The 22,949-nt window shown below is 74.7% G+C and carries 16 protein-coding genes; 1 reads left to right on the top strand and 15 read right to left on the bottom strand.

The genetic code is table 11. From position 1 onward, the window contains the following. Positions 1-68: 68 nt before the first annotated feature. From V5D56_RS10835 to fdxA, 3 genes are all read right to left on the bottom strand, one after another. On the bottom strand, positions 69-1,367 hold the full coding sequence (locus V5D56_RS10835; protein ID WP_435735358.1) for a citrate synthase: 1,299 nt from the start codon (positions 1,365-1,367) through the stop codon (positions 69-71). A 114-nt stretch (positions 1,368-1,481) separates the two neighbouring features. Next, positions 1,482-2,630 (bottom strand): succinyldiaminopimelate transaminase, encoded by a 1,149-nt coding sequence (dapC, locus tag V5D56_RS10830; RefSeq protein WP_435735357.1) that lies wholly within the window; start codon positions 2,628-2,630, stop codon positions 1,482-1,484. 14 nt (positions 2,631-2,644) lie between these two features. After that, on the bottom strand, positions 2,645-2,962 hold the full coding sequence (fdxA, locus tag V5D56_RS10825; protein WP_024841122.1) for a ferredoxin: 318 nt from the start codon (positions 2,960-2,962) through the stop codon (positions 2,645-2,647). A 173-nt stretch (positions 2,963-3,135) separates the two neighbouring features. Here fdxA and V5D56_RS10820 point away from each other — a divergent pair, with 173 nt between their 5' ends. Next, a complete protein-coding gene (locus V5D56_RS10820; RefSeq protein WP_435735356.1) occupies positions 3,136-3,459 on the top strand; it encodes a hypothetical protein in 324 nt (107 codons plus the stop codon). 47 nt (positions 3,460-3,506) lie between these two features. Here the strand turns inward: V5D56_RS10820 and V5D56_RS10815 are convergent, their stop codons facing one another. The 12 genes from V5D56_RS10815 to V5D56_RS10760 all read right to left on the bottom strand — a co-directional run bounded on the left by V5D56_RS10815 (position 3,507) and on the right by V5D56_RS10760 (position 22,869). Beyond that, positions 3,507-4,505: a prephenate dehydrogenase gene (locus V5D56_RS10815; protein WP_435735355.1), complete on the bottom strand. Its 999-nt coding sequence runs from the start codon at positions 4,503-4,505 to the stop codon at positions 3,507-3,509. Then, complete coding sequence (locus V5D56_RS10810) at positions 4,502-5,449, bottom strand: prephenate dehydratase (RefSeq protein WP_435735354.1); 948 nt, start codon at positions 5,447-5,449, stop codon at positions 4,502-4,504. The genes V5D56_RS10815 and V5D56_RS10810 overlap by 4 nt, the downstream gene beginning before the upstream one ends. Beyond that, positions 5,446-6,420 carry a hypothetical protein gene (locus V5D56_RS10805; protein ID WP_435735353.1) on the bottom strand — a complete coding sequence of 325 codons (975 nt, stop codon included), beginning with the start codon at positions 6,418-6,420 and terminating at the stop codon, positions 5,446-5,448. Before V5D56_RS10805 ends, V5D56_RS10810 begins: the two co-directional genes overlap by 4 nt. Positions 6,421-6,445: 25 nt before the next feature. Next, entirely contained in the window at positions 6,446-9,334 is a 2,889-nt protein-coding gene (locus V5D56_RS10800; RefSeq protein ID WP_435735352.1) for a VanW family protein, read from the bottom strand. A gap of 206 nt (positions 9,335-9,540) precedes the next feature. Further along, complete coding sequence (locus V5D56_RS10795) at positions 9,541-9,966, bottom strand: DUF6113 family protein (RefSeq protein WP_435735351.1); 426 nt, start codon at positions 9,964-9,966, stop codon at positions 9,541-9,543. 9 nt (positions 9,967-9,975) lie between these two features. Then, a complete protein-coding gene (locus V5D56_RS10790) occupies positions 9,976-11,097 on the bottom strand; it encodes a PIG-L family deacetylase (RefSeq protein WP_435735350.1) in 1,122 nt (373 codons plus the stop codon). 8 nt (positions 11,098-11,105) lie between these two features. Then, a complete protein-coding gene (gene typA / locus V5D56_RS10785; RefSeq protein WP_435735349.1) occupies positions 11,106-13,016 on the bottom strand; it encodes a translational GTPase TypA in 1,911 nt (636 codons plus the stop codon). Between the two features lie 235 nt (positions 13,017-13,251). Beyond that, a complete protein-coding gene (locus V5D56_RS10780; RefSeq protein WP_435735348.1) occupies positions 13,252-15,009 on the bottom strand; it encodes a BCCT family transporter in 1,758 nt (585 codons plus the stop codon). Between the two features lie 43 nt (positions 15,010-15,052). Continuing rightward, on the bottom strand, positions 15,053-15,796 hold the full coding sequence (locus tag V5D56_RS10775) for an ABC transporter ATP-binding protein (RefSeq protein WP_435735347.1): 744 nt from the start codon (positions 15,794-15,796) through the stop codon (positions 15,053-15,055). Next, on the bottom strand, positions 15,793-16,854 hold the full coding sequence (locus tag V5D56_RS10770; RefSeq protein ID WP_435735346.1) for an ABC transporter ATP-binding protein: 1,062 nt from the start codon (positions 16,852-16,854) through the stop codon (positions 15,793-15,795). The genes V5D56_RS10775 and V5D56_RS10770 overlap by 4 nt, the downstream gene beginning before the upstream one ends. Before the next feature lies 1 nt (position 16,855). Then, positions 16,856-19,654: an FtsX-like permease family protein gene (locus tag V5D56_RS10765; protein ID WP_435735345.1), complete on the bottom strand. Its 2,799-nt coding sequence runs from the start codon at positions 19,652-19,654 to the stop codon at positions 16,856-16,858. Beyond that, positions 19,651-22,869 (bottom strand): FtsX-like permease family protein, encoded by a 3,219-nt coding sequence (locus tag V5D56_RS10760; protein WP_435735344.1) that lies wholly within the window; start codon positions 22,867-22,869, stop codon positions 19,651-19,653. The genes V5D56_RS10765 and V5D56_RS10760 overlap by 4 nt, the downstream gene beginning before the upstream one ends. Positions 22,870-22,949: the final 80 nt, after the last annotated feature.

Here is a 22,949-nt window from a genome sequence, read left to right as displayed (position 1 = left end):
CCGCCCCCGGAACGCACGGACGCCGCGCCTCACCCGAGGGCGAGACGCGGCGTCGAGACCGTGAAACCTCAGCGGTCGGCGACGGGGACGTAGTCCCGCTCGGTCTCGCCGACGTAGACCTGGCGCGGGCGGCCGATCTTCGTCTGGGGGTCCTTCATCATCTCGCGCCACTGCGCGATCCAGCCGGGCATGCGGCCGAGCGCGAAGAGCGGCGTGAACATGGCCGGGGAGAAGCCCATGGCCTTGTAGATGAGGCCCGTGTAGAAGTCGACGTTCGGGTAGAGCTTGCGCTCCACGAAGTAGTCGTCCTGGAGGGCGATCTCCTCGAGGCGCATCGCGATGTCGAGGAGCTGGTCCTTCTTGCCGAGGGTCGACAGCACGGCGTCGGCGGACTTCTTGACGATCGCGGCGCGCGGGTCGTAGTTCTTGTAGACGCGGTGCCCGAAGCCCATGAGCCGGACGCCGTCCTCCTTGTTCTTCACCTTCTTCATGAAGGTGTCGACGTCGTACTCCGCGCTGGCGATCTTGTCGAGCATCGACAGGACGGCCTCGTTGGCGCCGCCGTGCAGCGGGCCGGAGAGGGCGTTGACGCCGGCGGCGACGGACGCGTAGAGGTTGGCGTGCGACGAGCCGACGACGCGCACGGTCGACGTCGAGCAGTTCTGCTCGTGGTCGGCGTGCAGGATGAGGAGCTTGTCGAGCGCGTCGACGACGACCGGGTCGGCCTCGTACTGCTGGTACGGCGTCGCGAAGGTCATGCGGAGGAAGTCGTCGACGTAGCCGCGCGAGTAGTCGGGGTAGAGCAGCGGCTCGCCGACGCGGCGACGGTGCAGGTACGACGTGATGGTGCGCGTCTTCGCGAGGAGCAGGACCGTGGCGAGCTCGACCGTCTCGTCGTCGAACGGGTCGAGGGACTCGGGGTAGAACGTGGACAGCGCGTTGATCGCCGAGGAGAGGACGGCCATGGGGTGGGCGTTCCGGGGGAACGTGCCCATGAAGGTGCGGAAGTCCTCGTGCACGAGGGTGTGGCGGTTGACGCGCTCGACGAACGCGTCGAGGGTCGGCGTGTCGGGCAGCTCGCCGTGGATGAGGAGGTACGCGACCTCGAGGAAGCTCGACTGCTCGGCGAGCTGCTCGATGGGGTAGCCGCGGTAGCGCAGGATGCCGGCGTCGCCGTCGATGTACGTGACGCTCGACTCGCACGACGCGGTGTTCATGAAGCCGGGGTCGACCGTGACGAGCCCGGTGGACTTCAGCAAGGAGGACACGACGATGCCGTCGTTGCCCTCCGACGCCGCGACCACAGGCAGGTCCTGCGCCTGGTCGTCGACGAGGAGGCGGACCGTCGCCTGCTGTGTGGTGGTCATGGTTCCCTTCCTGCTGCTGCTCGCGCCGTTGCCGCGCGGTCGACCGTACCCCGCATCACCCGCACGTGACCAATCCTGAACCGTCACGAGATCACCACCCGAGAGTGAGGCGGATCACACCAACGAGCGGGCTCCGGAGAGTCGCGCTGAAGCCTCCTGGACGCGTTCGTCGCTCGCGGTGAGAGCGACCCGGACGTGCCCGGAACCCCCCGTGCCGTAGAACGACCCCGGTCCGACCAGTATGCCGAGGTCCGCGAGCGCGGACACGGTCTGCCAGCAGTCCGTCGGCTCGTCCCGACCGGGCTCCGGGCGCGCCCAGAGGTACAGGCCGGCCTCCGAGTGGTCCACACCGAGCCCCGCGTCGCGCAGGGCCGCGAGCAGGACCTCGCGACGACGACCGTAGACCTCGCGCTGCTCTGCGACGTGGGCGTCGTCGGTGAGGGCGGCGACCATGGCTGCCTGCACGGGGGCGGGAACGATCATGCCGAGGTGCTTGCGCGTCGCGAGCAGGTCCGCGACGAGCCGGCCGTCCCCCGCGACGAACGCCGCGCGGTACCCGGCGACGTTCGACTGCTTGGACAGGGAGTAGGTGACGAGCAGCCCGTCGTGCGAGCCGCCGCTCACCGCCGGGTCGAGGAGGCTCGGGACGCCCGCGGTCGCGTACGGCTCGGACCAGGCGAGCTCGGCGTAGCACTCGTCGCTCGCCACGACGGCGCCGATCTCCCGTGCGGCGGCGACGACCCGCGCGAGGTGGGCGGCGTCGAGCACGCGCCCGGTGGGGTTGCTCGGGGAGTTGACCCACACGAGGCGGACGTCGGGACGACCTGCCCACGCGTCGACGTCGTCCGTCGCCAGCGGCGTCGCGCCGGCGAGCCGGGCGCCGACGTCGTAGGTGGGGTACGCCGTCTCGGGATGCACGACGACGTCCCCCGGGCCGAGGCGCAGTAGCGACGGCAGGAGGCCGACGAGCTCCTTGCTCCCGACCGTGGGCAGGACCGCGTCCGGGTCGAGGTCCGCGACCCCGCGCCGGCGCGCGAACCACGAGGCGACGGCCTCGCGCAGCGCGGGGGTGCCGTGCGTCGTCGGGTAGCCGTGCGCGTCGGATGCCGCGGCGAGCGCGTCGCGCACGACCGTCGGCGTCGGGTCGACGGGCGTACCGATCGACAGGTCGACGAGACCGCGCGGGTGGGCCTTGGCCCGCGCGACGTACGGGGCGAGCGTGTCCCAGGGGTAGGCGAGGCCGGAGAGGTCGGCGAAGCCCATGTCCCGCCGGCCGGTCAGGCCTGCGGCGGGAGGGCCGCGATCATCGGGTCGTCCTTCTCGATGAGACCCATCTTCGCGGCACCGCCGGGCGAGCCGAGGTCGTCGAAGAACTCGACGTTCGCGCGGTAGTAGTCGCTCCACTCGGTGGGGACGTCGTCCTCGTAGTAGATGGCCTCCACCGGGCAGACGGGCTCGCACGCGCCGCAGTCCACGCACTCGTCCGGGTGGATGTACAGCGACCGCTTGCCCTCGTAGATGCAGTCCACGGGACATTCCTCGATGCACGCCTTGTCCTTGACGTCGACGCACGGCTGGGCGATCACGTATGTCACGACCGGGAACCTTTCTGGCGGCGTTCGGACCTGGCGCGGCGAGAGGTGCCGGGTCACGTGGGGGGCACGTGCCCGACGGCGACCGCGCGCGGTCACGGAGGGCATGCACGTCTAGTATCGCTCAGGTCGGGCGGTGGTCGGCCACCGCAGACCAGCCAGTGGACGGACGTGACATGTCGCGCGAGCAGGAACGACCCGCTGACGGGCGCGTCGAGGGTCCCTGGCGGACCTGGGCGCCAGGCACCCGGGTCGTCGTGCGCCGGCGCCTCGACGCCGCGGAGGTCACGAGCGACGGGAAGACCGTCACGGACGTGATCGGCGTCGTCGTGAGCACCGACGACGCGGCGCTGACCCTGCGCGAGGACGCGGGCGGCAGCGTGCTGCCCCACCGCGGGCACGGTCCCGCGGACGCCGGCCCGCCGCTCGTCGTGGTGCCGCTGGACGCGATCGTCGCGGGGAAGGTCGTGCCGCCGCGACCGCCGCGGCGGACCACCTGAGCCCGCGGCTCGACCCGCGGGCGCCGAGGTGCCACCGGGTCCGTCCGTCAGCGGACGGCGACGGCGCCGTCCTCGACACCGACGGCGACGCGCCCCTGCGCGCCGAGCGCGGTGAGCCGGTCCCGCCAGTCCCCTGCCTCGTCGAGCGCCACGTGCTCGGGCGCGCGCGCCCCGTCCTGCTCCGCGAGGAGCGCGCGCACCGCGTCCGGCCGGTCGAAGAACTCGCCGATCGGCGCGTTGGACTCGAGCGCGCGCACGAGGCGTTCGAGGTCGCGCACCACGACCCGGAGCGCGGACGCGACCCAGGCCGCGTTCTCCGTCACCATCGCCTCGGTGCGGCGCGGGTCCGTGCGGCCCACGCGCGTCGCGTCACGGAAGCTGCCTGCCGCCAGGCCGAGGGCGACGTCACGCACCGGGGCGTCGGCGACGACGCCGAGCAGCTCGGTCGCGAGCACGTGCGGCACGTGGCTGATGAGGGCGGTCGACTCGTCGTGCACGTCGTCGGTCACGACGTGCACCGTGCCGCCCAGGGGGCCCGTGACGAGCCGCAGCACGACGGCGAACGCGTCGGCGCTCGTCGACGGGTCGACCGTCACCGCCCAGGACGCGCCGTCGAGCAGGTCCGGGTCCGACGCGTCGAAACCGGAGTGCTCCGTGCCGGCCATGGGGTGCGCGCCCACGTACCGCGCCTCGAGACCCGCTGCCCGGACGGCGTCCCGCACGGCGCCCTTGACGCTGCCCACGTCGGTGACGACCGTCGCGCCGCGGACGTGCCGCGCGACCTCCGTCGTCACGGCACGCATCGCGCGCAGCGGCACCGCGAGGACGAGGACGTCCGGCTCCTGGTCGCACAGCGCCGCGAGGTCGTCCACGACGCGCAGCCCTGCCTCGCGCGCGGCCGCGCGCGTCGCCGCGGTCGCGTCGAAGCCGGTGACCTCGACGCCGCGCGCGTGCAGGAGGCGCGCGAGCGACCCGCCCACGAGCCCCAGGCCGGCCACCGCCACCGAGCCGGGGTCTGCCGTGCCCCCGGGTCCCGCGCCGGTCACCACAGGAGCCCGCCCTGGACCGCGTCCGCCGACGAGTCGGTCCCGACGCTCCCGACCGGGACGTGCGCCGCGTCGACGTCGGCGTGGACCGACTCGTCGAGCTCGCCGCGCGCGGGCACGACGCCCAGCGTCTTCAGGGAGTCGCCTGCGGCGAGCAGGTCCTCGAGGACGGAGCGCACGGGCACGTCCCACGGGGCGCCGTCGACGGTGAGCACGAAGACGTACGTCCCGGCCACCGCCTTCAGCGGGCGCGTGATGAGACTGGACAGGTTCACGCCCCGCGCGCCGAACGACCGCGTGATCCGCGCGAGCACGCCCGGGCCGGTGACGACCGGCGTCACGGCGAGCATGGTCCGCCACGCGCCGTCGTGCCCTGCGCGCGTGCGCGCCAGCACGTCGCGCGCGGAGGAGCGCTGGGCGAGCACGAGGAAGCGCGTGCGGGCGCCGGCGAAGTCCTCGACCGCGTGCGCGTACGTGTCCAGCCCGTAGAGCTCGCCGCAGATGCTGGGGCCCAGCGCGACCTGGTGCGTCCCGGCGTCACGGCACGCCGCCGCGTTCGACGCCGCGGGCACGGCGCGCAGCCCCTCGCGGAGCACGAACTCCTGGCACTGGGCGAGCCCGTGCGGGTGCGCGCTCACCTCCGTCAGGGTGCCGTGGCCGGGGCGGACGAACGCGTCGAACGAGATGTCGAGCACGACCTCGTCGACCGCGACCACCGTGGCGCTGCCCACGATCGCGTCGAGCGACGGGACGACGTAGCCCTCGACCGTGTTCTCGATCGCGACGACGCCGCGCGCGTCGGTCCCGTCCGCCACCGCGGTGAAGACGTCGGCGACCGACCCGCGCGCGACGAGCGCCGCGCCGTCGGCGTGGTCACGTCCCCAGCCCGCGGCCGCCTGGTGCGTGAACGACCCCTGCGGCCCGAGGTAGCCGACGCCGCTCACGCCGGCCGCAGGTGGGGCAGATCGGGCTCTGCCGCCGGCGCGTCGGCCGGCCGCGACAGGGGTCCGACGGCCGACCAGCGCGGTGCCAGGGCGTCCGGCCCGGGGACGAACTCCTGGCCCGGCAGCACAGCGAGGAGCCGGTGCGCGACGCCGCGGTCGTCGAAGTCCGCCACGAGCCGGTCGAGGACGTCGGCGTCGGGGCAGGAGAACGCGGAGAAGAAGATGTGCGGACCCGCCTGCGAGCGGTGGCTGCGCACGTGCTGCAGGTCGATCCCGGCGTCCGCGAAGAGGCCGAGGGTCTGCTGCAGCGACCCGCGGTGGTCGTCGCGCGGGCCGAACGCGAACCAGACCTGGGCCGCGCCCGCGGCGCGGGGGGCCGACTCGCGCGACTCGAGCAGGCCGTACCAGACCGGAGGCCCCTGGGACAGGGCCTCGCTCCCGGGGAGCTCGTCGAAGCCGAGCGGCCCGAGCGCCGACGTGGCGACCGAGCGCTCGACGACGAGCGTGCCGTCGGAGCCGGCCAGCGCCACCCGCTCCTCGAGCGACGTGCGCGTCGGGACGAGCCGAGGGCTCATGCCCATCGTCCGCAGCACGTGGCGCCGGTCGCGCATCCCCGCCTCGTCGACGACGACCGGCCCCGACGCGTCCTGCGCGCCCGCCGACCGCCCGACCCACACCCACTGGGCCGGGACCGCGACGGCCGCCGAGAGGACGAGGGACGGCGGCGCGGCGAGCAGAGCCCTCTCGAGCTCGTGCGACGGCTGCGCGGGGTGCCCGAGGTGCACGACGGCGGAGAGCCCGTCGATGCTCGCGACGGTCGACAGGGTCGCGGTGGTCGAGCCCAGGTCGAGCAGCGCGTCACGCTCCGCTGGCCCGCGCGCGTCGCCGGCCGTGCCCTCGGTGCCCCAGCCCGCCGCCGTCGCGGCGAGCAGCGCCTGCGGTCCCGACTCCCGTTCGCTGCGTCCGAGCATGCGCACTCCTCGTCCGGTGGTGCGCTCAGGGAGCGCAGACCACCTGGTTGTCCGGCTTGTAGGTCCACCGGTCCGCCTCGTCCTTGACGAGCTCGCCGTCCAGGTAGACCTTGCGGTAGTTCGTGATGGAGAAGCCCGGGTTCCCTGCCGCCTGCGGCACGCAGTCGGGGCCCGTGTGCGTCACCGTCGTGGGCTGGACGACGTTCGACTTCTGGCTCGCGGTGGTCTCGACCTCGAAGTGCTTCGTGCTCCAGATCGCGACGTGCAGCTCCCCACCGCCGACCCACGACTGCATGAGCACGCCGTAGGGGGTGTCGTTCTTGAACCGCATGTCGAGCGAGCCGACGAAGATCGTCGCCTCGCGCCCGGCCGGGTAGCGCGAGAACCAGTAGCTGTGCTGGCGGTGCTCGACGTCCTCCAGGCCCGCGAAGAAGCCGGCGTTGTAGGTCGTGGTCGCCATCTGCGACAGACCGCCGCCCACGCCCTCGATGTGCTTGCCGTCCTGCACGATGCCGGCGGAGCGGTAGCCGCCCGCGGCCGTGATCGGGGACAGCGCCTCGGTCAGCGAGAAGGTCTCGCCCGGCAGGACGAGCGTGCCGTTGACCTTGCTCGCCCCGACCCGCAGGTTCTCGGTGCGCACGGGCTCGCTCGTCAGCGGGGTCGAGAACTCCGAGACCTTCTCCTTCACCCCGAGCGCCTCGAGCGCCGCGACCGACTGCGCCGGGTCGCTCTCGACGAGCTCGACCGGAGCCGTCCGGTCGTCGCCGGTGGCGGCCGTCGCGACGGCGGTCGCGATCGCCGCCGGGTCGATGGTCGTGCCCGGTGCGCCGCCCTCGATGACGGGGACCCCGTTCGAGAAGACGAAGTGCGCGTCGTCCGGGACGGTGAGCAGGTCGTTCGTGCGGTCCACGACCGCCTGCACGAGCGCCGTGCCGTCGAACGTCAGGGTGAGAGCGCCGTCCGAGGCCGCGTACGACGCGGTCGCGGCGAGAACCTCCGGGGGCAGCTCGGGCGACTGGTCCCCCACCGCCACGACCACCGGCGCGGAGACGACCTTCTGCGCCTCCGCGAGCGCAGCGTCCGTCTCCTCCTGGGTGATCTCGGGGGCGACGGGCTCCGTCGCGAGCTCGATCGGGCCGTCGGTCACGAGCCAGCCGGCCGCGATCGTGTCCACCGCGGAGTCCCCGACGACGGACGCGCCGTCGGCCGCGGGCGTCGCGGTCGGAGCGCCGTCCACGAACTGCACGGTCCCGTCGACGGGCGCGACGTCGAGACCGCCGCGCAGCGCCTCGACCTGCGCGTCGAGCGCGGCCTCGTCGACCGTCACGACGGGCGGCTTCTCCTCGCCGCCGAACAGGTGCTCCCACAGGCGCACGGGGTTCATCGAGAAGGCGGTGAGCTCTTCCGCAGTCGCCTCGGCGTCGAACGCGAGCCCGGAGGTCGCCGGGTCGAGCGTCGTGGTGGCGTCGCCGGCCACGAGCGTCACGGGCTCCGCGGCGCGCGGGCCGAGGGCGGCCTCGAGCTCGTCCTGCGCCGCGGTCCGCGTCGCCCCGCCGACGTCCACGCCGGCGACGGTCGTGCCGCTGGGGACCTTGTCCGAGAAGTACCACTGGGCACCGGTGTACAGGCCGCCGAGCACGAGGACGGCGATCCCGGTCCACAGCAGACCCCGGACCCACCCGCGGCGCGGGCCGTCCTCCTCGAAGCCGTCGAACGGCGACGTCACGCGCTCCTCGTCCGGCGGGACCGGCGCGAACGCGCCGACCGCTGTGGCCGCAGGGGCCGCGGTGGCCGCGGTGGCCGCGGTGGCCGCGGCCGGCTCGGCCGGCGCGGCGCCGGACGTGGCCGACCTCGTGGAGACCCGCACGGGTGCGGGCCGTTCCCACGGCGCGACGGCGGGGATCACCTCGGTCCGCTCGACCGCAGCGCTCGGGGGGGTGGCCGGGACCTCGGAGACTGGGACCTCAGCGGCCGGGGCTTCGGCGGCCGGGGCCTGCTCGACGGGGACCTGCGCGCCAGGGACGGCCGGGACGGCGTCCAGGACCACGGTGTCCGACGACGCGGCGCCAGCGGGCGCCTCGTCGGAGGCCGTCGTCTCGGAGGCGGTCGTCTCGGCCGGCGGAGCGTCGACCGGAGGAGCGTCAACGGTGGAGACGTCGGCCGGCGGAGCGTCGACCGGCCCGGTCTCGACCGGCACCTCGGCGACCGGCGCCTCTGCGACCGGCACCGTGGCGGTCTCGGGCTGGGTGGGCGTGCCCGGGCGCGGGTCGACCGGGGCCGACTCGTCAGGCGCGGGCGCAGCGGAGGCCGGTGCCGCAGCGGCCGGCGTCGGCTCGGCCGGGCCGTCCGGCTCGGCGGACGCGGCCGGCTCGGCGGACGCAGCCGGCTCGGCGGACGCAGCCGGCTCGGCGGACGCAGCCGGCTCGGCGGACGCAGCCGGCTCGGCGGACGCAGCCGGCTCGGCAGCGTTCGCGCCGACGGCGTCCTGCGGCCCGCTGCTCGCGGCGGCAGGCTGCTCGGGCGCCGCGGGCTCGTCGGCGGACCGGACGACCGCCGAGACGGCAGGGTCGAAGGCGAACACGAGCGGCACGTACGGCGTGTCGTCGTCCAGCTCCTCGGAGGAGCCGGCACCCGGCGCCCCGGCACCCGGTGCCTCGGGCGCCTCGACGCCCGGCTCCTCGCCACCCGACGTGGCCGTGGCCGCAGGGTCCTCGGCGGTGACGGCCGGCGCCCCGTCGTGGGCGTTCTCGACGACGCTCCCGGACTCGTCCGCGGTCGGCGCGACCTCAGGGGACTGCGGGGCCGCCTGGCCACCCTCCGTGGGTGCACCGTCGGCCGTCGCCGGCGCCTGGTCGCGGTCCCGCGCCGCATCGGCAGGAGCACCCGCTGCCGCCGGTCCCGACCGGTCGTCCACCGGCACAGCGGGCGTCGTGCCTGCGTCCGCGGGGGTCGACGGATCGCCCGCCGGGGGTACCGGCGAGGAGTCCTGGGGCGTGCCGAGAGCTTCGTCTCGATCGGTCGGCTGACCCATCCACTGTCTCCGTGACGCGAGGGCGCGACGAGGCGCGCGTGACGACGAGGGGTGCGGTGGCCCGCACCGGGGATTCTATCGGGGCGGATCTACACCTGATGTCCGCTCTGCCCGACCTGGCGCTCGTGGAGAGCGGCCCGCACGGGACGCTCGCTGAACCACGAGCGCGGGAGGAACGCGGCGAGCGCGACGACCAGCAGACCACCGTAGATCCAGACGTACCCGACGACCTGGCTGGGGACGAGGACGTCGCCTCCCGGTCCTTCGAGCGAGAGGAGCTGGACGACGACCATCCAGCCGACCCCGAAGCCCAGCAGCCCGGCGTAACCGCCCCAAGCCCGCGACAGCACCGCCGCCGCGAGGACGGCGAGGAGGGCGAGGACGAGCCCGAGGTGCAGCGCCGGCAGGTCGACGACGGGAGCGCGGTGCGCGATCGTGCCGACGAGACCGACGATCGCCCCGATCAGCGCGCACGCCGCTCCACGACCCACGACACGTCCGGTGCTGTTCTCCACAGGTAGAGGCTACTGGCCGCGCGCGCCGGAATCCCGGGGGCCCCGCAGAGCGGGACGGGAGGCGGCGTAGAACTCGTGTGAAGGCAGGGGCGCGAGCACGTCGTTGCTCAGGGCGTACCAGCCGACGAGCGGCAGGTCGTCGTCGGCGGCGGACGACGCGGTCCCGACGTGCTGCACCTGCGTGGCGTGCGCGCGCAGGGCGCCGAGCACGGCAGGGAGCACCGGCGCGACCGGCACCGACCGCAACGCCGGGCGCGACGGCTCGCCGCCGGACCCGGGCGTCGTGCCGGTCCGGGGCGTCGTGCCGGACCCGGGGGTCGCCTCGGGCAGCGCGACGGACGGCAGTACCGCCGACGGGTCGGGCAGCGTGAGCCCGTCGACACGTTCGAGCAACGCTCGGACCTCGGGCTGGGCACCCACGGCGCGGCGCGCGGAGCGCAGCAGCGCGGCGGGCACGACGGCGGTCCAGAGCTCGGGCGTGCCCTCGCCCGCCTCGTCGAGCAGCTCGAGCGCTCGGGCCGTGACGTCGTGCGCGCGCACGTGGTCAGGGTGCCCGTAGCCCCCGCCCGCCTCGTACGTCACGACGACGGCCGGTCGCCGCGACAGGACCACGGCGGCGAGGCGGGACGCCGCCTCGTCGAGCGGGACGCCGACGAACGCTCCGTCGGGCAGCTCGGCCTCCGCCGTCGCGCGCGCGATGCCCGGCGCGGCCCACGCCATGCCGGAGTCGGTGTACCGGGCCAGGCGCCCGGCGTCGGGCACGACGCCGGGACCGTCACCGGAGGCGGTGAGGGGGGCGGCCGTGTCCAGGAAGACGTGGTCGGTGACGCCCAGCGCGTCGAGGGCGCGCGCGAGCTCGCCCTCGCGGTAGGCCGCGAGGGCGGGTCCCTCCCCCTCGAGGTGCCCGACGCCGGTCGGGTGCGCCGCGGTGTCGATGACCTCGCCGCGCTCCCCCCGTGTGCACGTCACGACCGTGACGCGCTCCCCCGCCGCCGCCCAGGTGGCGAGGAGCGCGCCGGTGGCGAGCGTCTCGTCGTCCGGGTGCGCGTGGACGGCGAGCAGCCCGCCGTCGGGCACGACGCGGACGCTGCCGGCGGGCACGACGGCGGGACGGGCGACGGGGTCTCCCACGGGAGGGGTCAGGCGCGCTTGGCCCGCGACGTCGCGCGGGCGCGCTCGGTCTGGTCGAGCAGGACCTTGCGGATGCGTACGACCTCGGGCGTGACCTCGACGCACTCGTCCTCGCGCGCGAACTCGAGGGACTCCTCGAGCGTGAGGTGGCGCGGCGGGATGAGGTTCTCGAAGTTGTCGGCCGTCGAGGACCGCATGTTCGTGAGCTTCTTCTCCTTGGTGATGTTCACGTCCATGTCCTCGTTGCGCGAGTTCTCGCCGACGATCATGCCCTCGTAGACCTCCTGCGTGGGGTCGACGAAGAACGAGCCGCGCTCCTGGAGGTTGATCATGGCGAACGGCGTCACCTTGCCGGCACGGTCCGCGACGAGCGAGCCGGTCGTGCGGGTCTCGATGGGGCCGGCCCACGGCTCGTAGCCCTCGGAGATGGACGACGCGATGCCGGTGCCGCGGGTCTCCGTGAGGAAGCGCGTGCGGAAGCCGATGAGCCCGCGCGCGGGGACCATGAACTCCATGCGGATCCAGCCGGTGCCGTGGTTCGACATGGTCTCCATGCGGCCCTTGCGCTGCGCCATGAGCTGCGTGACGGCACCGAGGTACTCCTCGGGGACGTCGATCGTCATGCGCTCCATCGGCTCGTGCGTCTTGCCGTCGATCGTGCGCGTCACGACCTGCGGCTTGCCGACGGTGAGCTCGAAGCCCTCCCGGCGCATCTGCTCGACGAGGATAGCGAGCGCGAGCTCGCCGCGGCCCTGGACCTCCCAGGCGTCGGGGCGGTCCGTCGGCAGGACGCGCAGCGACACGTTGCCGACGAGCTCGGCGTCGAGACGGTCCTTGACCTGGCGCGCGGTGACCTTGTGGCCCTTGCCGCCCTTGCCCGCGAGCGGCGACGTGTTGATCCCGACGGTCATCGAGATGGCCGGGTCGTCGACGGTGATGAGCGGCAGGGGGCGCGGGTCGTCGGGGTCCGTGAGCGTCTCGCCGATCGTGATGTCGGCGATGCCCGCGACCGCGACGATGTCGCCGGGCGCGGCGGAGTCGGTCGGCACGCGGTCGAGCGCCTTCGTCTCGAGGAGCTCGGTGATCTTGACGTTCTGCATCGTGCCGTCGTGGCGCGCCCACGCGACGACCTGGCCCTTGCGCAGCGTGCCGTTGAAGACGCGCAGGAGCGCGAGGCGCCCGAGGAACGGCGACGCGTCGAGGTTCGTGACGTGGGCCTGGAGCGGCGCACCCTCCTCGAACGTCGGGGCGGGGATCTTCTCGAGGATCGTCGAGAAGAGCGGCTCGAGGTCCTCGTTGGCGGGGAGCTGGCCGTCGAGCGGCTGGTCGAGCGACGCACGCCCGGCCTTCGCGGACGCGTAGACGACCGGGACGTCGAGGATCGCGTCGAGGTCGAGGTCCGGGACCTCGTCCGCGAGGTCGCTCGCGAGCCCGAGGAGCAGGTCCGTCGCCTCGGCAACGACCTCGGTGATGCGGGAGTCGGGGCGGTCGACCTTGTTGACGACGATGATCACCGGGAGCTTCGCGGCGAGCGCCTTGCGCAGCACGAAGCGCGTCTGCGGGAGCGGGCCCTCGCTCGCGTCGACGAGCAGCACGACGCCGTCCACCATGGACAGTCCGCGCTCGACCTCACCGCCGAAGTCGGCGTGGCCCGGCGTGTCGATGACGTTGATCGTGATGCCCTCGGACTCACCCACCGCGGCCGCCGCCGGACCGGCGTACCGGACCGCGGTGTTCTTCGCGAGGATCGTGATGCCCTTCTCCCGCTCGAGGTCGCCGGAGTCCATGACGCGGTCGTCGACCTGCTGGTGCGCCGAGAAGGCGCCGGACTGCCGCAGCATCGCGTCGACCAGGGTCGTCTTGCCGTGGTCGACGTGGGCGACGATCGCGACGTTGCGCAGGTCGGAGCGCACAGACATGTCAGTTACTCATCTCAGGAGGAGGGGCGGGACGACGCAGCACGGGCGACCGTCGTGGACGGGTGCCCCCGCGACACCGCTGCGCGGACGAGCAGGTTGCTCGTCCGGCACGGCAGAAACGCCGTCGACCGGGCGACGTCCATCCTACAGGGCCGTGCCCAGTCCACCGCCGTGGGGTCCACCACACGTCCTCACCCCGCGCGGCACACCGCCGCTCAGGGACGCACCGGCGACCTCATCCGCCGTCGTCCGAGCGCCGGGCCGGGCGCCGCCGCAACGGGGTCCAGCGGTCCGGCGGGTCCGGGTACAGCTCCTCCCACTGCTCCGAGATCGACTCCGAGACACGTGTGGTCACGTGCTCGGTGAGCGCGGCGCGCGCCGCGCGGCGCTCCGCCCGCACGATCGCCGCGTGCTCCACGCGCAGCGCCTTCACCGTGGACACCGCCATCCCGATCATCACGACGGAGAACGGCAGGGCGATGAGGATCGCGGCGGTCTGGAGCGCCGACAGTCCTCCCGCCAGGAGCAGCGCGATCGCGAGGAGGCCGGACACGGCCGCCCAGAAGATCCGGCTCCACGTCGGCGGGTTCGGGTTGCCGCCCGAGGCGAGCATGTCGACCACGAGCGAGCCCGAGTCGGACGACGTCACGAAGAACACGACGATGAGCACGATCGCGACGACCGACAGGACCGTCGACAGCGGCAGTCCGTCGAGGAGCTGGAAGAGCGCCGTGTCGGAGTTCACGGCGCCGTCGTCGAGCATGCTGCCGGGCTCGGTGAGCTCGCGCTCGAGCGCGGAGCCGCCGAAGATCGAGAACCACAGCGTCGTGACGATCGTCGGGACGAGCAGCGTGCCGAGGACGAACTCGCGCACCGAGCGGCCGCGGGAGATGCGGGCGATGAAGACGCCGACGAAGGGCGCCCAGGAGATCCACCAGCCCCAGTAGAAGATCGTCCACGACGACTGCCACTCGAGCCCGGCCGCGCCCTGGAACGCCGTCGTGTCGAACGTGAGCCGCACGATGTTCTGCAGGTAGTACCCGAGCGACTGGACCCACTCGCGCAGGAGGAAGAGCGTCGGACCGAGGATCAGGACCACGACGGCCAGCGCGCCGGCGAGCACCATGTTCCCGTTCGAGAGCCACTTGATGCCCTTGCCCAGCCCGGAGACGACGGAGAGCGTCGCGATCGCGCTGATCGCCGCGATGAGCCCGATCTGCAGCGCCGTGCTGGGCTCGACGACGTCGAAGTACCCCAGGCCCGCCGAGATCTGCAGGACACCGAAACCGAGCGACGTCGCGACCCCGAAGACGGTGCCCACGATCGCCACGACGTCGATGACGTTGCCGAGCCACCCCTTGACCCGGTCGCCGAGGAGCGGTTCGAGCGCCCAGCGGATCGACACCGGCCGGCCCTTGCGGTGGATCGCGTACGCGAGGGACAGTCCGGCGACGACGTAGATCGCCCACGCGTGGATGCCCCAGTGCAGGTAGCTCTGGCCCATCGCGGCCTGCGCGAGGACGGGGTCGCTGCCCTCGACGCCCGGCTTGGGCGTCACGTAGTGCGTGAGCGGCTCCGCGACGCCCCAGTACACGAGGCCGATGCCCATGCCCGTGGCGAAGAGCATCGCGAACCACACGGGGAGCCGGAAGGTCGGCTCGTCCTCGTCCTTGCCGAGCACGATGTCCCCGAACCGGCTCAGGCCCATCCACAGCGCGAACACGACGAACCCGGCGACGAGCAGCACGTAGTACCAGCCGAAGACCCCGATGACGTCGCGCTGGAGCGTCGTCATGAGCGCCGAGACGGCGTCGGTGAACAGCACCGCGGCGAGGACGAAGAGCAGGATCACCCCGGCAGCCGGGTAGAAGACCGGGGGGAACGGCCGGCCCGAGCGCACGTCCTCGTCGGCCGTTCGGAGCTCGGCCGGTCGCTGCTCGGCCGTGGGTTCGTCGATCGGGCGGTCGGGCGTCGGTCCGTCGCTGGAGGCCATCCCACCAGGCTTGCCGTGCCGGGGCGGCACGGCAACCGGAAGGTCAGGCGGTGCGCTCCACCACGCGACCGTCGTGCAGCTCGACGACGCGGTCCGCGCGCTGCATGAGGATCGGGTCGTGGGTCGACACGACGGCGGCGACACCGCGCTCGTGCACGACGTCGCGCAGCAGGTCCATCACGGTCGCCGCGGTCCCCGAGTCGAGCTGTCCGGTCGGTTCGTCCGCCACGAGGATCCGCGGCTCCGCCACGAGGGCCCGAGCGATCCCCACCCGCTGCTGCTGGCCCCCGGAGAGCTCGTACGGACGCTGGGCCGCGTGGCTCTCCAGGCCGACCAGGGCCAGCGCCTGCGCGACCCGCTCGGTACGCTCGCGGGCGTCCACGCCCTGCAGCCGCAGCGGGACCTCGACGTTCTCCGCCGCGGACAGCACCGGGACGAGCCCGAACGACTGGAACACGTAGCCGATCTCGCGGCGACGGACCTCGAGCACGTCCCGCTCGGGCATCGCCGACAGCTCGCGGTCCCCCGCGAGGTGCACGCTCCCGGTGGTCGGACGGTCGAGGCCGCCCAGGATGTTGAGGAGGGTCGTCTTGCCGGAGCCCGACGGGCCGCGCACGACGAGCAGCTCCCCCGGGTGCACGGCCAGACCGACGTCGGTCAGCGCGTGCACCGCGGTCGCGCCGTGCCCGAACACCCGACCGACGCCCTCGGCGCGCAGCGCGACGTCAGGCGCGCCCTCGGTCGGCGTGACGGCCTGCGCCGAGGTCGCACCCTGGGTCTCGCTCATCGCTCGTCCTCCTCGCGCGGCGTCGCCCCGCCGGCCGTCGTCGCGTCGGCCGTCGTCGCGTCGTCGTCGGTCACCGCCCGGCTCCGGCCGTCCGGCCAGACCCCGACGTGGTCGGTCTCGAGCGCCAGCCGCACCCGGTCGCGCAGGTCGAGGCTCGCGACGAAGTCCGGCGGGAGCTGGAGCCGGCCCACGCGGTCGAGCACCGCGAACTCCTCCGCGACGTGCCGCTCCGACCCGTGCTCGTCCACCTCGGTGCGGCGCAGCACCTCGGTCGACGTGCGCCCGTCGCGGATCTGCACGGTGCGCAGCACGTGGTCGGACACCGTCGGGTCGTGCGTGACGATCAGCGTCGTGACGCCCAGCTCGGCGTTGACGCCACGCATCGCCTCGAGCACCTCGACGGACGTCGCCTCGTCCAGCTCGCCCGTCGGCTCGTCGGCGAGCAGGACGCGCGGCGCGTTCGCGACGGCGACGGCCAGCGCCGTGCGCTGCTGCTCGCCGCCCGACATCTGGTCGGGCCGACGGTCGCGGACGTGCCCCACCTCGAGGAGCTCGAGGAGCGCGTCGACCCGGGCGCGCCGTTCCCGCGCATCGAGGTCCCCCGCGAGCGCCAGCGGGACGGCCACGTTCTCGGCCGCGCTGAGGTACGGCAGGAGGTTCCGGCTCGTCTGCTGCCAGACGAAGCCGACCGTGTGCCGCTGGTAGCGCACGCGCTCCCGGCGCCCCATGGTCAGGAGGTCGGTGCCGGCCACGACGGCCGAGCCGCCGGTGGGGCGGTCGAGCCCGGACAGGATCGTCAGCAGCGTCGACTTGCCCGACCCGGACGCCCCGACGATCGCCACGAGCTCGCCCGGGTCCACCCGCAGGTTCAGCCCCTGCAGCGCCTGCACCTCGACGCCGTCGGCGGAGAAGATCCGCACGAGGTCCTGGCACAGGATGTCCGGCTCCGCCACGACCCCGGGTACACGGGCCGACGAGCGCTCGTCGGGTCCCGTCGCGCTCCTCGCCACGGGCTCCGCGGCCTCGGCTCCGGTCCTGAGTCCGGTCCTGGTCGTCATGTCACCTCTCCTCACCGATGCGCAGCTCCGCTGCGAGGTTGGTCCGCCGGCTCAGGGCGGTGGATGCCGCGACGGCCGCGACCACCACGACGACGAACCCGCCCGCGACGAGCCCGAGCAGCGCCGGGTCGATCGCGAGCGACGGCTGGGCCTCGCCCCCCGTGAACGGCGTCAGGTCCACGGCTGCCAGCACGAGCGCCGGCACGGCCAGCCCGAGCAGGGCCCCAACGACGAGCGCGGCGAGCGCCCAGGGGCCGATCTCCCAGGCCACGAGCCCGCGGGTCCCGCGCCGCTCGAGCCCGAGCGTGCGCAGGACGGCGACGAGCCGGTCGCGCGCGGGCGCCCCGACCATGAGCGTCATGACGACCGCAGCGGCGCACAGCAGCCCGGACAGGACGATCGCCACGACGAAGGCGCGGTTCATCCCCTCGGCGGCGGGCGACCCGAGCGCCTGGGCGGAGATCTCGTGAGGGCTCGTGATCGCGGACTGCGGCAGGACGTCGGCGACGGCCGCGCGGACCGCGGCGACGTCCGCGCCGTCCTCGAGCGCGAGCAGCGCGACGCGCGGACGGAACGTGACGTCGAGGGCCTCCGTGGCCCGGTCGCGGTCCACGACGACGAAGGCGCGCGGTGCCGACAGACCGGGCACCGGACCGCTCGTGGCGAGGACGTCGACCGCAGCCGGCGTGCTCGCGACGAGGGTCACGTCCTGGGCGCCGGCCGGGATCGAGAGTGCGTCCGACACCACGACGGGCAGCAGGTCGCCCGTCGCGCCGAGGCCCTCGGGCAGCTCGAGAGCACCGGGGACGTCCTCCTGGACGGCGGCGAGCTCGTCCGTGTCGACGGCGAGCACGGTGACGCGCTCCCCCGAGACCCCGGCACGCAGCGGCAGCTCGCCCGCGTCGGTGACGGTGGCGACCTCGGCGACCCCGTCGACGGCCCGCAGGGCGTCGACGACCTCGTCGTCCATGATCGGTCCGCTGACCCGCAGGTCGGCGCCCACCGCGCCCCAGGCGAGCGTCTCGACGCCCGACCGGACCGTGGAGTACAGCACCCCGGAGAAGAGGGCGACGGCCACGCCGACGACCAGCGCGAGCGCAGGCACGACGCCTCCCGCGGGGTCGCGCACCGCGCGCGCTGCGCCCAGGAACGGCACGAGGTCGCGGCGCGAGCGGAACACGCGCTCGAGCGCCCGGACGGGCAGCGGGTAGACGCGCAGCACGACGACGCACGTCGCCAGGGCGAGGAGGAGCGGCGCTGCGGCGAGCAGCGGGTCGACCCCCGGGCCTGCGGCCGGGACCGCTCCGGTGGTCGTGCCGGACGGGTCGGCGCCCGGTCCGACGATCACGCCGCGCTGGAGGAGCAGCACGACGGACACGGCCGCTGCCACGACGACGAGCAGCTCGACGAGCCCGCGCCAGCGGCTGCGCGTCGTGCCGAGGTCCGCCCGGGTGTCGCGCAGCCCGGCGGGCGACGTGGTGAGCGCGAAGAGCAGCGCGGGGGCGAGCGCCGTGAGCAGGGCGGGCACGAACGTGCCGGGACCCACCGACCCCCCTCCGGCCGCGGCAGGGACGGCGAGGACGGCGGCGACGGCGCCCAGGGCCGCCGCCGGCAGCCCGAGGGCCAGTCCCTCCGCGCCCATCAGCCCGCGCAGCTGGACGCCCGACGCACCACGCGCCCGCAGCAGCGCGAGCGAGGTCCGCCGTCGTGACACCACGAGCCGCGCGCCGAGCAGCAGGACGGCGACGGTGACGCCGAGCGGTCCGACCGCGACGACCGCGAGGATCGCGGACGACGCCCGCTGCTGGGCGAGCAGCGACGACAGGACGGTCGTCATCTCGCTCGCCGGCGTGAGCACGAAGGTCCCGCCGTCGACCACGGGGTGCGGCGTCGCGGTGAATCCGCGCAGCTGCGCGAGCAGCGGCGCCACGTCGTCGGCCTCCACGCCGGCGCCCGTGACGGGGTACCAGACGCGCGTCGTCGGGTCGAGCAGGAACGCCTGGTCGGCGGTCGCCGCGTCGAGGTAGAGCGCCGTCCTCGCGGACCGGCCCAGGTTGAGGTCGTCCACGACCTGCGGCGCCGCGGAGTACGGGTTGTGCTGCCAGTAGTCGTCGGCCGGGTCGACGGCCTCGAAGGTCCCCGTCAGCCGGACCCGCGTGAGCGCGTCGAGCTCGTGCACGTCACCGACCGACCACCCGAGCACGTCGGCCGCCTCGGCCGACGTGACGACGTCGAGCACCTGGGCGCCTATGACGTGCACGGTCCCGTCGGCGTCGACCACGGCGGTGCCGTCTCCCGAGGGCACGGGCTCCTCGACCGGCCCTGGCCACTCCCCCGCGACGAGGGTGACGTGCTCGGCGAGGCGCGGGTCGATCTTGAGCACGCCCGAGGGGAAGCGCACGTCGTTGCCGGCGACCTCCGGGAGGGCGCGCGCCTCGTCCTCGATGGTGAACGCAGGGTCGCCCAGGGGCGTGCGCAGCGGCTCCGGCTGGTCGTCGCGCAGCGTCGTGAGCCCCTGGACGAACGCGCCCCAGACCTCCTCCGCACCCGCGTCGAGCCCGGTGCTCCCCGCCGGCTCCGCCGGGCCGAGGTCGGGTGCCGACTGGCTCACGGTGATGACGTCGCGCTGCAACGGTGTGGACGTCGACAGGACGTGCTCGACCTGCGCGGTGTTCGTCGCGGCGACCGCGCGCGGCCACGCCGTGACGACGAACGCGACGAGCAGCACCACGACGGCGAGGGCGACCGAGACGGCCCGGTGGGCGGCGAACTGGCGCCACGTCAGGCGCGCGAGCCTCATCGGATCTCCTCCCGGTACTCGGCGTCGAGCGCCTGGGCGCGCACGCGTCCCGCGACGACGACGGCCACCCCGGCGAGCCCCACGACCAGCACGCCGACCAGCAGTGCCGTGGGAGCGAGGGACGCCTCGAGCGGGACGGGCAGGACGTCCGCCGCGTCGCCGAGCGTCGCGCGCGCGAGCGGTGCCACGGTGAGGGCCGCGACGAGCCACCCGGCGAGCACGCCCAGGACCACGGAGGTCCCCGTGACGGCAACCAGCTCGAGGGCGCGGCCCCGGGACTGGGCACCGGACGGCATGCCGAGCGCCCGCAGGACCATGACCTCGGCGCGACGCGACCTCAGGAGGGCCAGCGCGACCGCGAGGACGCCCGCGAGCGCGAGCACGACCGCGCCGACCGCCGCGAGCCAGAAGGCGACACGGACCGGCGCGGACACGTCAGGTCCCACCTCGGCGCCCGCCACCGCGACGGTCGCGCCGGACCCGCCCTCGTCGCGCGCGAGCGCGAGGGCCGCCGCGGCCAGGTCGTCGCGCGCCGCGTCCTCGCCGGACGCACCGAGCCACACCTCGTCCGCCCGGGGCACCGCCTGCAGGACGCGCAGCAGGTGCTGCAGGAGCGTGGCCTGGTCGGCGACGACCGCGGTCCGGTCCACCGCGCCGGGGATCACGTCGACGACGTGCGCGACGCGCACCGGGACGTCGACGCCGGACACGGTCAGGACGGACTCGTCCCCCGGCGTCAGCTCGTACCGGCCCGCGAGCGGCGCGGGCACGGTCACCGGGACGGCTGGCGGCGCGTCGTCGCCGCCGGGGAGGAGCCGCAGCGTCAGCGGGAGGCCGTTCGTCGTGAGGGCGGCCGAGAACCCTGCGGGCTGCGCCGGCTCGATCTCGGCGAGCCCGTCGCGCACGAGCGTGGTCACCGGTTCCCACCCGCCGTCGAGCACGACGTCCTCCTCGCCCGCGGGCGTGAGGGCGCGCGCGGCGTCGAGAGTGACCGAGGCTTGACCGGGCATGCCCGGCGTCCCGAGCACGAGGTCGACCGCGGCGAGGCGCCACGTCCCGGGACCCGGCAGGTCCCCCGTGAGGGTGTGCTCCGTGGGCGTCGAGGTCACGTCGGCCGCGACGTCGGGCGCGTAGGTGACGCTCAGCTCGCCGAGCGGCACCTGGTTGAGCGCGCCGGACTCGTCGACCACCCAGGCGACCGCGCGCAGCCCCCGGGCCTGGTGGACGTCGTACCAGTAGTAGGGCTGCTCGGGGGTGATCTCGACCGTCGGGGCGACCGACGCCGTGACGTCGAGCGCGAGGCGTTCCGTCCCGTCCGGGAGCGGCGCGCCCTGGTCGGCCGCGTCCTCCCGCAGCCCTGCCGTGAGATCGGCGGCGTCCACCGACGTGACCACGTCCTCCGACACGTCGGCGTCCAGCGCGAGGAGCGCGAGCGGGTCCTCCCCCAGCACACCGGGCAGGTCGAGGACGCTCGACGCGCCCGAGGCGCCGTCGAGCGCCGCGTAGTCCGCGACGAGCGGCGGGTTGCTCGTCCCGGCGACCGTCACGACGCCGTCGGTGACCACGCGCACGTCGGCCCCGGTCCGCAGCTCCGCCAGGGAGGTCCGCAGGGACCCGGTCGTGCCCGCGTACGCGCCGGCGAGCGTCCCGGACCCGGCCGCGAGGACGACGAGGACCACCGGCACCGCGACGACGACGAGCCGGCGCGCGACCTGACGAGCGGCGAGAGGCACCGTGAGCCCGCCGCCGCGGGCTGCGAGACGCTCAGCCAGCGACCCGACCGGGCCCAGCACTCCGGTAGCCACGATCGCCAGCGCGACAAGCACCGCGGCGGGGGCGAGGACCGCGAGCAGGTCCACCTGGGTCGACGCGCCCGTCACGACGAGCGGCGAGCCGTAGCGCAGGAGCTGCCACAGGCAGAGCCCCGCGACGACGAGCGAGAGGACGAGCGTGCCGGCGGCCGCCGCGACCCGTGCGCGGCCCGACCGGTCGGACTGGCGCAGCCGCGCGACGGCACGCGCGTGCCACCATGCGACGCCCGTCACGAGCGCGGACCCGACCACCGCACCCGCGACCGCCACCATCCACGGCGCACCGGTCCCCCGGCCACCGCCCACGGTCACGGCGAGGACGAGCTGGGCCGCCGCCCCGCCCAGGAGCGCGCCGGGGCCGACGACGAGCGCCGCCTCGACGCCCGCCACGACCGTGAGCTGCCGCGTGGACGCGCCGCGCGCGACGAGCAGACCGGTCTCGCCGGCACGGGTCTGCGCGAGCAGCCGTGCCACCTGGACGAGAGCGACGACGCTCACCACGAGCAGGAGCAGGACCGGGACGAGGGTGACGGCGCTCGCCGCGCGCAGCGCTTCCCGCGCCTGCGCGGCGGTCGCCCCGAGCTCCCCCGCCACCGTCAGGCCGCGCACGGCGACGACGTCGTCGTCGCGCAGGCCAGCGCGCAGCGCGCTCGCCCCGGCGGCGATCTCCGCGAGGTCCGCCGGGTCGACCCGCGTCGCGTCCGGGACGACGGTCCAGCGGACGAAGGGCGTCGTGTCGAGGGCGCCGAGCGCCTCGGGCGTCACGACGAGCGGTCCCAGCACGGAGCCGTCCGCGCCGGCGACGGAGAGGGGGTCGTCGAACCAGCGGGGGTCGTCCGCGTCGGTAGGACGCCAGGTCCCGACGACCGTCAGCTCCGTACCGGGCTCGGCGCCCGGGTCGGTCTCGGAACGGTCCACGACGACGACGTCGCCGGCCACGACGCCGAGGGCGGCTGCGGCGTCGGCGTGCATCGCGGTCTCGTCCGGCGCGGACGGCCAGGCGCCGTCGAGCTGCGCGACGTCGGGAAGCGCGGGGTCGACCTCGACGACGGTCCGCACGGGTTCGTCGACCGGGCTGGCGCCCCCGTCCGACGACCGGACCGCGAGCGGCAGGGGTTCCGTGCGCACGGTGCGGTCGACCTCGAGGGGTACCCCGGAGAGGTCGCGCGCGAGCACGTCGCGCACGCGCGCGTCCTGCGCCTGCTCGTCGGCCGCGACCCTGGTCTGGACCTGGACGGCACGCGCCGTCGGCGTCGCGCTGTCCAGCGCGTCCCGAGCGCCCGCCGTGGCCGACGCCTGGACGTAGCCGACCGTCGTCCCGACGGTCGCGACGATGATCGCCGCGAGCAGCAGGATCGTCGCGAGCAGGCCCGTCTGCGCGCGGGAGCGTCGACGCGCGAGCATGTGTGCTCTCAGCTGGCTCTCACCTGGCTCTCACCTGCGGCACCCCTCCTCGGGTGTCGTCGTGGGACGGGCCGGGCCGG

Source organism: Cellulosimicrobium sp. PMB13, assembly GCF_051294865.1.
Taxonomy (GTDB): Bacteria; Actinomycetota; Actinomycetes; order Actinomycetales; family Cellulomonadaceae; genus Cellulosimicrobium.
This window is presented reverse-complemented; position numbering and strand designations above follow the sequence as displayed.

Bases quoted from the DNA above. Each gene is read 5' to 3' on its own strand.
- V5D56_RS10835 (WP_435735358.1), bottom strand. From the start codon at position 1,367: ATGACCACCACACAGCAGGCGACGGTCCGCCTCCTCGTCGACGACCAG.
- dapC (WP_435735357.1), bottom strand. From the start codon at position 2,630: ATGGGCTTCGCCGACCTCTCCGGCCTCGCCTACCCCTGGGACACGCTC.
- V5D56_RS10820 (WP_435735356.1), top strand. From the start codon at position 3,136: ATGTCGCGCGAGCAGGAACGACCCGCTGACGGGCGCGTCGAGGGTCCC.
- V5D56_RS10805 (WP_435735353.1), bottom strand. From the start codon at position 6,420: ATGCTCGGACGCAGCGAACGGGAGTCGGGACCGCAGGCGCTGCTCGCC.
- typA (WP_435735349.1), bottom strand. From the start codon at position 13,016: ATGTCTGTGCGCTCCGACCTGCGCAACGTCGCGATCGTCGCCCACGTC.
- V5D56_RS10780 (WP_435735348.1), bottom strand. From the start codon at position 15,009: ATGGCCTCCAGCGACGGACCGACGCCCGACCGCCCGATCGACGAACCC.
- V5D56_RS10775 (WP_435735347.1), bottom strand. From the start codon at position 15,796: ATGAGCGAGACCCAGGGTGCGACCTCGGCGCAGGCCGTCACGCCGACC.
- V5D56_RS10770 (WP_435735346.1), bottom strand. From the start codon at position 16,854: ATGACGACCAGGACCGGACTCAGGACCGGAGCCGAGGCCGCGGAGCCC.
- V5D56_RS10765 (WP_435735345.1), bottom strand. From the start codon at position 19,654: ATGAGGCTCGCGCGCCTGACGTGGCGCCAGTTCGCCGCCCACCGGGCC.
- V5D56_RS10760 (WP_435735344.1), bottom strand. From the start codon at position 22,869: ATGCTCGCGCGTCGACGCTCCCGCGCGCAGACGGGCCTGCTCGCGACG.